Genomic DNA, 13,177 nt, shown 5'->3' with positions numbered 1-13,177 from the left:
GGGCTGGCCATGACGGACGACGACGACGTCGAGGAGCGCAGGGCCCTGCAGCGCAAGGCTTTCGGCCCGGGCGGAGGCCTCACGGACGCGGAGGCCGCGCGCCTGCGACAGCTCGACGCCGCCCGGCGAAGCCCGTCGCCGGTACCTCCGCCGTCCCTCGGCTCCTTCGCCGCTGCAGAGGACGACGACGAGCCGTCGGCCGGAGACGACGCGCCCGTGGAGCCGGACGAGGAGTCCGCGGACATCGTCACCGCTCAGAGCGACGTTCCGGCTCAGAGGCGGCGGCGCCGTTCCCTCGGCATGCTCGCGCTCGGCGCGGTCGTCGTGCTCCTCCTCGGGGTCGGCGTCGGATGGCTGGCGTTCGGCCGGAGCGGCGGCACGGCGGTCTCCCTCAGCGCCGAGCAGCAGGGATGGCAGTCCGATCTCGTCGCGTCCGGACGATTCGACCCGGGCTCGGTGCGCGCGCTCGCGACGGAGGACGACGCGGTCATCTGGGTGGCGACGCAGAACGGGGGTGCGAGCATCTGCCTGGTCCTGGGCGCAGGGGAGAGCACGACGCCGAGCTGCAACCAGCGGGAAGCGGTGCAGGAGGACGGCCTCTGGGGCGAGGTGACGACCCAGCGCGACGACGAGTACACGCGCCAGGTCATGGCCCATCTGCTCCTCACGCCCGACGGTGAACCGGCGGTGAGCGTCGACGTCTCGGAGTACGGCTCCGGCGAGGGCGGCCCCACCTACGCGAACGAGGCGGAGACACGGACCGCCGAGCGCCTGGCCGATGACGGCTTCGACCCGAACTCGATCTGGGTCGCCGGGTACGACCGCGACGTCCCGATCTGGACGGCCTCCGAAGGGGAGACGGGTCGGCAGTGCCTCATCTACGACGGGGCGACGGCCGACGCGCCGCGGGCCTGTGAGACGACGGAGACGCTGCAGGAGCACGACGGTCGGCTGCGGTTGCAGGTGACCGACGCGGAGACCGGCGGAATGACGACCTACGAGCTGCCGACCTCCGGTTTCGGGTCGTTCGTGATCATCCGAGAGGGGAGCGACGTCGGTGCGGGAGGAGACTGACCGCCAGGGCTCCGCTGCGGCGGAGGAGCGCCGAGCACTGGAGCGCGCGGCCTATGGTCGGGACGGCGGACTCGACGCCGCCGGTGCCCGGCGCCTGCGCGAGCTCCAGGAGGAGCATCGACGGCAGGAGCTTCCGGCGGAGGAACGGCCGACGACAGCCTCCGAGGCGCTCCCGGTGGCGGAAGACGAGGGTCGGGAGTCCGATCCGCCGCCGGCTTCCGACGCATCGCCGCTCGCCGCGGCCGGAGCACCACCCGCACCCGTCGAGACGGGCGCGCCGATGCGGGCGCGCGGAGTCGTGCCGGTGCTCGTGGCGGCAGCGGCCCTCCTGGCGATCGGCGTCGGGGCGGGGTGGGCGCTGTTCGCCCCGCGGTCGGAGGCGTTCCCCTTGACCGAGACGCAGGAGCAGCGACGGATCGAACTCGCCGGGGAGGACTACGACCCCGGCTCCGTGCGTCCGGTGGCGGAGGCGGAGGGCGCGCTCGCCTGGTTCGCCACGCAGGATGACGGGGCCACCCGGTGCCTGATCCTCGACGTGGGTGAGGACTCCCAATCCACCTGTCTGGCAGCGGAGGAGGAGCTGGGGCCGGGCCTGTACGCCGCGCTCCCCGAGGCGGCCTCCGATGCCGGTGACGACGAGGACTCGTTCTCCACCGACAGCGTGACGGCGGTGATGCTGTTCTCCACCGCGGACGAGCCGATGGTGAGCATCCAGCGGTGGGGCGGAAGCTCCACGCTCTTCGCCCAGTTCGGGGAGGAGCAGCGCCCGAGGGTGAAGGAACTCATCCGCGACGGCTATGACCTCAACCTCACCCTCCTCGGCTCGTTCCGCGAGCAGCCGGTGTGGCTGGGCGACCGCCGTACGACGACCGGCCCCGCCCAGCGCTGCCTGATCGTCGACGCCGACGGTTCGCGGCAGTGCGCCACCCTCGACGAGGCGCTCCAGTCCGGGCTGCGCGTGCAGCTCCTCGACGTGGATCAGGAGACGGGAGAGCTGCTGTCGGCGTCCGTGGTCGAGGTGGCCTTCACCCGCTGGCAGATGCCGTACCTCACGGTGACCTCGGGCCCGGCCGTGGTCGACGAGGCGACGGGCGAGTCGTATCTCGTGACCACCGGGCCGCCGGGGGATCCGATCCGCGTCGACATCCCTGGCCGCGACCCGGACGACTGATCGCTCTCAGTCCGCGGCGGGCACCCGGTCGGCGAGGATCGCGCGTCGCTGATCGCCGAAGCGGGCGAGGATCAGGGTCGCCTCGGCGTCGCCGCGCAGGGTCAGCTTGCGCCGGAAGGCCGCGGGGTCGACGTCGACCCCGCGCTTCTTGATCTCGATGCGGCCGATGCCGTGCGTCTTCAGGGCCGCGTTGATCGTCTTCGGCGTGATCGGCAGCGTCTCCCGGACGCGGAAGGACTGCACGAACGGGCTCGTCAGCGCGGCATCGGAGGTGAGGTAGGCGATGCGCGGGTCGAGCATCCCCGCATCGAGGCTGCGGGCGACGTCGCCGATGAGGCGCGCCCGGATGACGGCGCCGTCCGGCTCGTGGAGGAAGGCCCCGAGCGGTCGGACCGGAGCGTCCTCGGCATCGGCAGGGCCGGTGAGCTCGTGCGAGCGCTCGCCGCGGATCACCAGGGCCGAGCGCCGGACCCCTTCCCTGGCCAGCTCCCTGGACCAGACGACGAGCTCCACGACGCTGCCGTCGGCGCTCACCCACTGCGTCTCCGCGTCCGCGGGCAGGGCGTCGCGGTCGTGGGCGGGGCCGAGCTTGATCCCGGTGGGGCGCTGCGCGGCGACGGCGAACGCCCAGTCGAGGGACGGCGAGTAGTCGTCGGCGGAGACGCGCCGGGTCTCGCTGTGTCCGGAGGTGCGGCGGGCGGGATCCATCCAGATCGCCTGGCCGGGGACCGGCTCTCCGAGCGCGTCCTCCGCCGTGGCGTGCCGGACGGTGGCGTCGTCGCCGAACGGGGCGAGGTTGTAGGCGGCGAGGGCCGCGGTCACCTCGTCGGCGTCCACCGCGTGCACCGCCAGTCCCGCGCCGGCGAACGCGAGGGCGTCGCCGCCGATCCCGCAGCCGAGGTCCGCGACGCTCGTGAGGCCGGCTCGGCGGATCCGCTGGGCGTGGCGGGCGGCCACGCCGAGGCGGGTGGCCTGCTCGAGGCCCGCGCGGGTGAACAGCATGCGGGCGGCGAAGGGGCCGAACTTCGCCGCGGCCCTGGCGCGCAGGTGCGCCTGCCCGACGACGGCGGAGACGAGGTCGGCGGAGTGTCCCGCAGCACGCAGTCGGGAGACGGCTGCGGCCGCCTCGGCGGTGGAGGTGACCGGCCGGAGCGCGTCGAGCAGCTCGAGGCCGGCGGGGGTCAGCAGGGCGCGCAGCTCGGACATCTCCACCCTCCCAGCCTAGGACCCGCGTGACGTGTGACCCGGGTTGGCACTCGCATTGCATGAGTGCCAGCCGACCGCCTACACTGGCATTAGCACTCTCGGGTTGAGAGTGCGAACGAGTCTTTCGTGTCAGCGTCAAGAAAGAAGAGGTAGACCGTGTCGGTTTCCATCAAGCCGCTCGAGGACCGCATCGTCATCAAGCAGGTCGAGGCCGAGCAGACCACCGCGAGTGGCCTGGTCATCCCCGACACCGCCAAGGAGAAGCCCCAGGAGGGCGAGGTCGTGGCGGTCGGCCCCGGCCGCATCGACGACAACGGCAACCGCGTTCCGCTCGACGTCGCCGTCGGCGACCGCGTGCTCTACAGCAAGTACGGCGGCACCGAGGTGAAGTTCGGCGCGGACGAGTTCCTCGTCCTGTCGGCTCGCGACGTCCTGGCGGTCGTCGTCCGCTGATCGCACACTCGGTTCCCTCTGCACGGCGGACGGGAACCCGGTCCGAAGAGGGCCCGGATGCTTCGGCATCCGGGCCCTCTTCCGCGTCCGGAGCGGCGCGGCCCTCGTCCTCGCGGGCATAGGGTTGTGCGGTGACCCCCGAGACGACCCGCGCCACCCGGACGGCGGGCGTCGCCTACGCCGGGAGCGCATACCTCCTGTGGGGCGTGCTGCCGCTCTACTTCCTCCTGCTGCAGCCCACCGGGCCGTGGGAGGTGGTCGCCTGGCGGGTGCTGCTCTCCTTCGTCTTCTGTCTTCTGCTGCTCACCGTCACGAGGGGATGGCCCGCCTTCCTCGCGATCGTCCGGAGTCCGCGACTGCTCGGGTGGACGGCCCTCGCCGGCCTGCTCATCTACGTCAACTGGCAGGTCTTCGTCCTCGGCACGTTGAGCGAGAACGTGGTGGAGACGGCGCTCGGCTACTTCATCAACCCGATCACCACCGTGCTGCTCGGCGTCTTCGTCCTCAAGGAGCGCCTCCGCCGTCTGCAGTGGGCGGCGGTCGGGATCGCGGCCGTCGCGGTCGTCGTCATCATCGTGGCGTACGGCCACGTCCCCTGGATCGCCCTGACCCTCACCGCTTCCTTCGGTCTGTACGGGCTCATCAAGAAGAAGATCGGCCCTGCCGTCGACGCGGTCAGCGGGTTGACGCTCGAGTCGTTCTGGCTGATCCCCATCGCGGTGGTGCAGCTCGTGGTCGTGGCGACGACGCCCGTCGGCCTGACGATGGGGACCGCGGGCTGGCCGCACGCCGTGCTGCTCGCCTTCGCGGGGGTGGCCACGGCTGTCCCCCTGCTGCTGTTCGCGGCCGGCACGCGTCGCGTCGACCTCACGATCATCGGGATGCTGCAGTTCCTCACCCCGGTCCTGCAGTTCGTGATCGGGGTCGTCGTGCTGCACGAGCCGATGCCGCCGGAGCGCTGGATCGGGTTCCTCCTGGTGTGGGTCGCGATCGCGGTCTTCGTCGTCGATCTGCTCCTCGCCGCGCGTCGCGGCCGTCGTGCCACCCGCGCCGCGGCGCTCTGATCGGTCCTGCCCGCGCCCCGAAACGGCGGCCCTGGATCGTTAACGCACCGAGATACTTGCCCCTCCTGCGCGCGGGGCGCACGCCCTAGTGTTAGAGCACCCGACTGTGGTCATCATCCACGTTCGTTTACGCAAGGGAGCATCATGAACGCACTGAAGGGCTCGCGCAGCGCGAGGATCTTCGCCGGGATCGCGCTGGTCAGCGCCTCCGCCCTCATCATCGCGGGCTGCAGCAGCACGCCCGATGCGGAGCCGTCGGACGGGGGCGGCGACAAGCCCGCCGCCGACCTGACGCTCAAGCTCGGTTCGCTGCTGCCCGCCACCGGTACGCTCGCGTTCCTGGGCGCGCCGATGGAGGCCGGCGTCCAGCTCGCCGTCAACCAGATCAACGAGGCCGACGCCGGCATCACGATCGACCTCAGCACGGGCGACGAGGGCGACCTCGACAACAAGGCCTACGAGACCTCCATCACCAACCTGCGCAACGGCGACATCACCGCCATGATCGGCGCGGCGTCCTCCAGCGTCACCAAGCTCATCCTCGACGGCAACGCGGGTGCGGACATCCTCACGGTGTCCCCGTCCAACACCTCGCCGGACTTCACGGGCATCAACCCGCTGTACTTCCGCACCGCACCGAGCGACAACCTCCAGGGCGAGGTCCTCGGCAACGAGATCGCCGAGGACGGCCACAAGACGCTGGGCATCATCTACCAGAACGACCCGTACGGCACGGGCCTGTTCGAGGCGATCAAGGCCACGTTCGAGAGCACCGGCGGCGAGGTCGTCGCCGATGCGTCGTACAACCAGGGTGACGGTCAGTTCAACGCGCAGGTCTCGGAGATCGCCGCGGCGAACCCGGACGCCGTCGCTGTCGTCTCCTACGACCAGTTCGCCACCATCGCGCCGCTGCTGGGCAACGCCGGGGTCGACACGGGCTCGCTGTACCTCGTCGACGGCAACCTCAAGGACTGGGGCGCCGACATCCCGGTGAGCCTCGAGGGCTCGAAGGGCACCCGCGCCGGCGCCGAGCTGCCGCAGGACTTCCTCGACCAGCTGAACGAGGTCTGGACGGCCGAGGGCAACGACCCGATCGACGCCGTGACCTACTCGGCCGAGGCGTACGACGCCGTGGTCCTCATCGCTCTGGCGGCGCTGAAGGCCGGCTCGGTCGAGGGCCCGGACATCGCGGCGGAGATGATCACCGTCTCCGGCGGCGACGGCGACGGCGAGAAGTGCGACAACTTCGCCGACTGCGCCGCGATCATCAACGACGGCGGCACGCCGGACTACGACGGCCTCTCCGGCGAGATCACGTTCGACGAGAACAACGACCCGAAGGGTGCCGCGATCGGCGTCTACGAGTTCGACGCCGAGAACGTCACCTCGCGCATCAAGTAAACACCGCACGAGGAAGGCCCCGGGTGCTTCGGCATCCGGGGCCTTCATCGTGCGGCGCGAGGTCTCAGGCGGCGTCGGTCCCGAGGGTGCCGAGGTAGAGGCCGATGACCTTCGGATCGTTCAGCAGCTCCCGACCGGTGCCCTCGTAGGCGTCCTTCCCCTGGTCGAGCACGTAGCCGCGGTCGCAGATCTGCAGGCACCGACGGGCGTTCTGCTCGACCATGATCGTCGTCACGCCCGCCTTGTTGATGTCGGAGACGCGGATGAAGGCGTCGTCCTGCCGCACGGGGGAGAGGCCGGCGGACGGCTCGTCCAGCAGCAGCACGGACGGGTCCATCATGAGCGCGCGGGACATGGCGACCATCTGGCGCTCGCCGCCGGAGAGCGAGCCCGCACGCTGCTTCAGGCGCTTGCCGATCTCCGCGAAGATGCTGCTGACGAACTCGAGCCGCTCCGCGAAGATCTTCGGGTTCTGGTAGAGCCCCATCTCCAGGTTCTCCTGGATGGTGAGCGACGGGAACACGTTGTTCGTCTGCGGCACGAAGGCGACACCGCGGCGTACGAGCTTGTCGGCCTTGAGGCCGACAATGCTCTCGCCCTTGACGGTGATATCGCCCTCGCGGACGTTCACCATGCCGAAGATCGCCTTGAGGAGCGTCGACTTCCCGGCGCCGTTCGGGCCGATGATGCCGATGAGCTCGCCCTGGCGGGCGACGAGGTTCGCGCCGTTGAGGATGTTCACTCCCGGCAGGTAGCCGGCGTGCACGTCCTTCAGCTCGACGATGACGTCGCCGGTCTCGGGGGTGCCCTCGGCGGGGATCGCGGTGCTCATGCCTTGTCCTCCTCGGCGGCGTCCTCGGCCTCGACCTCGGCCTCGACCTCCGTCTCGATCTGCTCGCGGATGCGCTCCGCGTCGGCGTCCGAGATCACCGGGAGGCGGCCGGTGACGGCGCCGAGGTCCACGTCCTGATGGGCGCCCAGGTAGGCGTCCACGACCGCGGGGTCCTCCATGACGGTCTCCGGAGGCCCCTCGGCCACCACGCGCCCCTCGGCCATCACGACGACCCAGTCGGCGATGTGACGCACCATGTGCATGTCGTGCTCCACGAAGAGCACCGTCATCCCGAGGTCCTTGAGGTCGAGGATGTGGTCGAGGAGCGACTGCGTGAGGGCGGGGTTCACCCCGGCCATCGGCTCGTCGAGCATCACCAGGTTCGGGTCGCTCATGAGCGCCCGTGCCATCTCCAGGAGCTTGCGCTGACCGCCGGAGAGGGAGGCGGCGAAGTCCTGCTCCTTGGCGTCGAGCTTGAAGCGCACGAGGAGCTCGTGGGCCCGCTGCTCGATCTCCTGCTCCTGCGCGCGCCAGAGGAAGGGGAAGAGCCCGGCCCAGAAGCCCTCGCCGCGCTGGTCCTTCGCGCCGAGCTTCATGTTCTCCAGCACGGTCAGCAGCGACAGCGACTTGGTGAGCTGGAAGGTGCGCACCTGGCCCATCCGGGCGACCTTGAAGGACGGGATGCCGGAGAGGCTCTTGCCGTCGTACGACCAGGTACCGCTGTTGGGTTTGTCGAACCCGCAGAGGAGGTTGAACAGTGTGGTCTTCCCGGCGCCGTTGGGGCCGATGAGTGCCGTGATGGCGCCACGCGGGATCTCGAGGTGATCGACGTCGACGGCGGTCAGTCCGCCGAAGCGCCGCTGCACCGCGTCCACGACGAGGATCGGGTCGACCTTCTTGACTCCGGGGGCGGCGGGACCCGCGGCGAGGCCGGTGGTCTTGGCGCGGGGAGCGCTCTTCGCGGGCGTGACGGCCGCGTCGTTCTCACTTGACAAAGGTCATCTCCCTCTTGTTCCCCAAGATGCCCTGCGGGCGGAACACGACGATGAGCATCAGCACGATGCCGATGAGGATGTAGCGCACCACGTCGGCCTGCGCGCTCGTCATGGGCAGGTAGCCGGCCGTGGCCATCGCGGGGAGGAGCGCGCCGAGGAAGGCGAACACCACCCAGAAGAGCACGGCGCCGAGCGTCGGGCCGAAGACCGTCGCCGCACCGCCGAGGAGCAGGATCGTCCACAGGAAGAACGTCAGCGACGTCGAGTAGCTGCCGGGGATGACCGCCGAGGGCAGGACGAAGACGATGCCGCCGAGCGCACCGATCACACCACCCACCACGAGCGCCTGCATCTTGTACGCGAAGACGTTCTTACCGAGCGACCGCACGGCGTCCTCGTCCTCGCGGATGCCCTTGAGCACGCGGCCCCACGGGCTGCGCATGAGCGCCCAGACCACGAGGATCGTCAGAGCGAGGGTGAGCAGACCGAACACACGCACCCAGAGGTCGTTCGCGTTGTACGTCCACGGGCCGAAGCCGTACGTCCCCGGAGGGAACGGGTTGGCATCGCGGAAGCTCTGGTGGTAGCCGGAGAGCCCGCCGGCGGAGTTCGTCCAGTCCTTGAACAGCTCCGTGACGAACATCAGGCGCACGACCTCCGCGGCCGCGATGGTCGCGATGGCGAGGTAGTCGGCGCGCAGACGCAGCGTCGGGATGCCCAGCAGCAGGGCGAAGAGCGCTCCGCCGGTGATGCCGACGAGCACGCCCAGCCACCACGGGAAGCCGAAGGTGAGGATCGAGATCGCGTAGCCGTAGCCGCCGATCGCCATGAAGGCCGCCATGCCGAAGTTGAGCAGACCCGTGTAGCCGAAGTGCACAGCGAGGCCGGTGGCCGCGAGCGCGTAGGCGATCGTCGTCGGGCTGAACAGGTAGGAGGCGGTGTTGCCGAAGATGCTTCCGAAGTCCATGCGTCAGCCCAACCTTTCCTTGCGTCCGAGGATGCCCTGCGGTCGCACGAGCAGGATGATGATCAGCGCGACGAGGGCGCTGGCGTACTTGAGGTCGGTCGGCACCCCGAGGAGCGTGGACACCTCGACCGCGAGGCCGACGATGATCGAGCCGATCAGGGCGCCGATCGCCGAGCCGAGCCCGCCGAGCGTGATGGCGCAGAACATCAGCAGCAGCATCTGCATACCCATGTCCCACTTCACGCCGGGGCGGAAGTACGCCCAGAGGATCCCGGAGATCGCGGCCAGGGTGCCGGCGAGGATCCAGACGATGCGGATGACCTTGTCCACGTCGATGCCGGAGGCGGCGGCGAGCTGCGGGTTGTCCGAGATCGCCCTCGTCGCCTTGCCGGTGCGGGTGCGGGTGAGGAAGAACGCGACGCCGAGGATCACGATGATGCTGGTCGCCATGCCGATCAGGTCGATGTACGACAGGGAGATCGGCCCGAGACGGATGGGCTCCGGGCTGGAACCGGGCAGCTGATAGGTGTTGCCGCCGATGATGTACTGCAGACCGTAGCGGAGGGCCAGCGAGAGGCCGATGCTGACGATCATGAGCTGGACGACGCCCAGACCCCGGCGCCGCAGCGGCTTCCAGATGCCGGCGTCCAGAGCCCAGCCGAGCGCCGCACCGCCGATGACCGCGGCGATGATGCCGGCCCACAGCGGGAGTTGCCAGAACGAGGTGACGACGAGCGTGACCACCGCGCCCCAGCTCACCATCTCGCCGTGCGCGAAGTTCGACAGCCGGGTCGTGCCGTAGATCAGCGCGGCGCCCATCGAGGCGAGCCCCAGCAGCAGACCGAAGTTCAGACCGCCCACCATGCGCGACAGGAGCTGGTCGAGGAAGGAGACGGTCACCCGCTCGCCCTCGCCCAGGAAGAAGTTCACGATCTTCGTGCCGGTGAGCCCGAACTCCAGCTCGAACGAGGCGGTCGTGCCCGAGACGGGCTGGATCCCCTCGGGGAGCTGCGTCGCGTCGACGATCACGCCGTCCGGAAGCGTGGACTCGTCGACCGTCAGGGTGTACGTCTCCTTCTCCGGCACGTACAGCCGCCACTTGCCCTCGGCGTCGGTCTCGGTCTCGGCGTCGAAGCCGTTCCCCTCGATCGTCATCACGACGCCCTCGACGGGCTCGTCGCCGTCGGTGACGACGCCGGCGAAGTAGAAGTCGGTGACCTCCTGGCCGTCGTCCGTCGTCTCCGCGGATGCGGCTGAGGGAGGGAGGAGGAGCGATGCCGCGAGCGCCATCAGGATTCCGAAGAAGGCGAAGGCCCAAGGGCGCTTTCGCGGTCCGGCGAGTGCTGTGGGTCCCACGCAACCTCCACTGTGAGTGCTGTCTCCGCGGACTCGGGTCGAACCGCGGGGATGGACGACGCACTTGAGCGTAATGGGCGATCGGCGATTCACCTATCGTCCGGGCCAACGGTCCGGTAACGACAGGGCTCTGGGAATGTTCTCGGGCGTGTCTCGCTTAGAATCTCCATACGGGTCACGCCCGCGCACCGGCCGACGTCGACCCCCCATTCGCACCCGGATCCGCGCCACTCGCGCAGGAGGAGATTCCATGGACCAGCACGATCCCTTCGGCTTCGTCGGACTGACCTACGATGACGTGCTGCTGCTCCCCGGGCACACCGACGTCATCCCCAGCGAGGCCGACACGTCGTCCCGGATCACGCGGCGGATCTCCGTCGCGACGCCGCTCCTCTCCAGCGCGATGGACACCGTGACCGAGTCCCGCATGGCGATCGCCATGGCGCGGGAGGGTGGCATCGGCATCCTGCACCGCAACCTCTCGATCGCCGACCAGGCCGCGCACGTCGACCGCGTGAAGCGGAGCGAGTCCGGCATGATCACCGACCCCATCACCACGACGCAGGACGCGACCGTGGAGGAGGTCGACGCGCTGTGCGCCAAGTACCGGATCTCCGGTCTCCCGGTCGTGGACGACGAGGGTCGTCTGGTCGGCATCATCACGAACCGGGACATGCGCTTCGTCTCCGGCTTCGAGCGCCAGAGCACGTTCGTGAAGGACGTCATGACGAGGGAGAACCTCGTCACCGCCCCGGTGGGCGTCGCGGCAGGCGAGGTCATCGCGCTGTTCGCGAAGCACCGCGTCGAGAAGCTGCCCCTCATCGACGAGGACGGCAAGCTCGCCGGCCTCATCACCATCAAGGACTTCGACAAGAGCGAGAAGTACCCGCTCGCCACCAAGGACGACCAGGGCCGCCTGCGGGTGGGCGCGGCGATCGGTTTCTTCGGCGACGCCTGGGAGCGCGCCGAGGCCCTCCGCGACGCCGGTGTCGACGTGCTCGTCGTCGACACCGCCAACGGCCAGTCCCAGGGCGTGATCGACCTCGTCAAGCGCCTCAAGGCCGACGAGTCGTTCGCGCACATCGACGTCATCGGCGGCAACGTCGCCACCCGCGAGGGCGCGCAGGCGCTGGTCGACGCGGGGGTCGACGCGGTCAAGGTGGGCGTGGGTCCCGGCTCGATCTGCACGACGCGCGTGGTCGCCGGTGTCGGCGTGCCGCAGGTGACGGCCGTCTACGAGGCGTCGCTCGCGGCGCGTCCGGCCGGCGTCCCGGTGATCGCCGACGGCGGCCTGCAGTACTCGGGCGACATCGCGAAGGCCCTGGTCGCCGGCGCCGACGCCGTGATGCTCGGCTCGCTGCTCGCCGGCACGGACGAGTCGCCGGGCGAGATCGTCTTCCAGTCGGGCAAGCAGTTCAAGCAGTACCGCGGGATGGGATCGCTCGGCGCCATGCAGACGCGCGGCAAGCAGACCTCGTACTCGAAGGACCGCTACTTCCAGGCCGACGTGCCCAGTGACGACAAGCTGATCCCGGAGGGCATCGAGGGCCAGGTCCCGTACCGCGGCCCGCTCTCCGCCGTCGCCTACCAGCTCGTCGGCGGGCTGCGGCAGTCGATGTTCTACGTCGGTGCGCGCACCATCGAGGAGCTCAAGCAGCGCGGCAAGTTCGTGCGCATCACCTCGGCGGGACTCAAGGAGTCGCACCCGCACGATGTGCAGATCGTCGTCGAGGCGCCGAACTACAAGAAGTGACAGCGGCCCCCGGGAAGGGGGACGCAGGAGGGGCCGGATGCGCTGCATCCGGCCCCTCGTCGTCCGCGGTGCGGTCAGCCGCAGCGGTAGGTGACGCCGCCGACGTCCCACACCCCGGGTCCGAGCTCGGCGCACGTCCCGATCACGCCGGCCAGCACGGTCACCAGCAGGACGATCCCGATGATCGCGAAGATCGTCAGGATGGCTCCGACGATGATGCCGGCGATCGCGATGCCCTTGGGGGCCTTCGCCTTGCCGAGCTGCACGGCGGCGATGATGCTGAGGATGAGGCCGACCGGCGGCAGCAGGAACGCCAGCACGAGGCCGATGATCGACAGCACCCGCCCGGGCGGCGAGGTCGGCACGTCCTGCGCGTAGGGGGCGCCGGGCGGGGGAGCGGAGGCCGCGGGATACGGCGAGGGCGCGCCGCCGGGCGGCGGCGGGTTGTAGGGCGGCGGGGCGTCGGGCGACGGTGCGTCGGTCATGATCTCTCCTCGGTTCCGGTCGTAGCCCAGAGCGTAGCGACGGAGGGACGGGCATGCCATCCCCCTTCCGGGCCCCGCGCGCCGCGCGTACGGTGCCGGTATGTGCCGAAACATCGTGCCTCTGAACAACCTCGAGCCCGCAGCCACGGATGAGGAGTGCCAGGAGGCCGCGCTCCAGTTCGTCCGCAAGATCTCCGGGACGACGGCGCCTTCGCGCGCGAACCGCGAGGTGTTCGATCGCGCGGTGGCCGAGATCGCCGTGGCCACGCGGCGGCTGCTCGACGATCTCGTGACCTCGGCACCGCCCAAGAACCGCGAGGAGCAGGCGGCGAAGAGGCGGGCGCGATCGGCGGAGCGCTACGAGGCGATCCGGGTCTATCAGGAGGAGAAGCGGGCGGCGCGCGCGGGCTGACGCGCTGC

13 protein-coding genes are annotated in these 13,177 nt (G+C 70.1%); 7 read left to right on the top strand and 6 right to left on the bottom strand.

The genetic code is table 11. From position 1 onward, the window contains the following. Positions 1–9 precede the first annotated feature (9 nt). Both AB0N68_RS15355 and AB0N68_RS15350 read left to right on the top strand, forming a co-directional pair. A complete protein-coding gene (locus AB0N68_RS15355; RefSeq protein WP_259955209.1) occupies positions 10–1,074 on the top strand; it encodes a hypothetical protein in 1,065 nt (354 codons plus the stop codon). Continuing rightward, the gene (locus tag AB0N68_RS15350; protein ID WP_292798188.1) at positions 1,058–2,245 is read left to right on the top strand and encodes a hypothetical protein; all 1,188 of its coding nucleotides are present in this window, start codon (positions 1,058–1,060) and stop codon (positions 2,243–2,245) included. Before AB0N68_RS15355 ends, AB0N68_RS15350 begins: the two co-directional genes overlap by 17 nt. A gap of 6 nt (positions 2,246–2,251) precedes the next feature. Here the strand turns inward: AB0N68_RS15350 and AB0N68_RS15345 are convergent, their stop codons facing one another. Then, complete coding sequence (locus AB0N68_RS15345) at positions 2,252–3,457, bottom strand: THUMP-like domain-containing protein (RefSeq protein WP_280566782.1); 1,206 nt, start codon at positions 3,455–3,457, stop codon at positions 2,252–2,254. Positions 3,458–3,607: 150 nt separating this feature from the next. Between AB0N68_RS15345 and groES the strand changes: the two genes are divergently transcribed. From groES to AB0N68_RS15330, 3 genes are all read left to right on the top strand, one after another. Next, positions 3,608–3,904, top strand: coding sequence for a co-chaperone GroES (gene groES, locus AB0N68_RS15340; RefSeq protein ID WP_017203655.1), 297 nt, complete (start codon positions 3,608–3,610; stop codon positions 3,902–3,904). Positions 3,905–4,035: 131 nt separating this feature from the next. Next, positions 4,036–4,968 carry an EamA family transporter RarD gene (rarD, locus tag AB0N68_RS15335; RefSeq protein WP_259954236.1) on the top strand — a complete coding sequence of 311 codons (933 nt, stop codon included), beginning with the start codon at positions 4,036–4,038 and terminating at the stop codon, positions 4,966–4,968. Positions 4,969–5,112: 144 nt separating this feature from the next. After that, positions 5,113–6,369 (top strand): ABC transporter substrate-binding protein, encoded by a 1,257-nt coding sequence (locus AB0N68_RS15330; RefSeq protein WP_187663424.1) that lies wholly within the window; start codon positions 5,113–5,115, stop codon positions 6,367–6,369. Between the two features lie 64 nt (positions 6,370–6,433). Here the strand turns inward: AB0N68_RS15330 and AB0N68_RS15325 are convergent, their stop codons facing one another. Genes AB0N68_RS15325 through AB0N68_RS15310 form a run of 4 tightly spaced genes read right to left on the bottom strand, consistent with a single transcriptional unit; the run spans position 6,434 to position 10,453 of the window. Further along, positions 6,434–7,201 carry an ABC transporter ATP-binding protein gene (locus tag AB0N68_RS15325; RefSeq protein WP_187663425.1) on the bottom strand — a complete coding sequence of 256 codons (768 nt, stop codon included), beginning with the start codon at positions 7,199–7,201 and terminating at the stop codon, positions 6,434–6,436. Further along, positions 7,198–8,196 carry an ABC transporter ATP-binding protein gene (locus AB0N68_RS15320; protein ID WP_187663426.1) on the bottom strand — a complete coding sequence of 333 codons (999 nt, stop codon included), beginning with the start codon at positions 8,194–8,196 and terminating at the stop codon, positions 7,198–7,200. The genes AB0N68_RS15325 and AB0N68_RS15320 overlap by 4 nt, the downstream gene beginning before the upstream one ends. Further along, a complete protein-coding gene (locus tag AB0N68_RS15315) occupies positions 8,186–9,163 on the bottom strand; it encodes a branched-chain amino acid ABC transporter permease (RefSeq protein ID WP_025103732.1) in 978 nt (325 codons plus the stop codon). Before AB0N68_RS15315 ends, AB0N68_RS15320 begins: the two co-directional genes overlap by 11 nt. A 3-nt stretch (positions 9,164–9,166) precedes the next feature. Further along, on the bottom strand, positions 9,167–10,453 hold the full coding sequence (locus AB0N68_RS15310) for a branched-chain amino acid ABC transporter permease (RefSeq protein ID WP_187663427.1): 1,287 nt from the start codon (positions 10,451–10,453) through the stop codon (positions 9,167–9,169). A 316-nt stretch (positions 10,454–10,769) separates the two neighbouring features. On the opposite strand from AB0N68_RS15310, the gene guaB reads away from it, so the two are divergent. Continuing rightward, positions 10,770–12,272: an IMP dehydrogenase gene (gene guaB, locus AB0N68_RS15305; RefSeq protein ID WP_025103734.1), complete on the top strand. Its 1,503-nt coding sequence runs from the start codon at positions 10,770–10,772 to the stop codon at positions 12,270–12,272. Positions 12,273–12,346: 74 nt separating this feature from the next. Here the strand turns inward: guaB and AB0N68_RS15300 are convergent, their stop codons facing one another. After that, entirely contained in the window at positions 12,347–12,757 is a 411-nt protein-coding gene (locus AB0N68_RS15300) for a hypothetical protein (protein WP_268777189.1), read from the bottom strand. A gap of 100 nt (positions 12,758–12,857) precedes the next feature. On the opposite strand from AB0N68_RS15300, the gene AB0N68_RS15295 reads away from it, so the two are divergent. Continuing rightward, on the top strand, positions 12,858–13,169 hold the full coding sequence (locus tag AB0N68_RS15295; RefSeq protein WP_259954242.1) for a DUF2277 domain-containing protein: 312 nt from the start codon (positions 12,858–12,860) through the stop codon (positions 13,167–13,169). The last annotated feature ends 8 nt before the right edge of the window (positions 13,170–13,177 follow it).

Source organism: Microbacterium meiriae (genome assembly GCF_040685015.1).
Taxonomy (GTDB): domain Bacteria; phylum Actinomycetota; class Actinomycetes; order Actinomycetales; family Microbacteriaceae; genus Microbacterium; species Microbacterium meiriae.
This window is presented reverse-complemented; position numbering and strand designations above follow the sequence as displayed.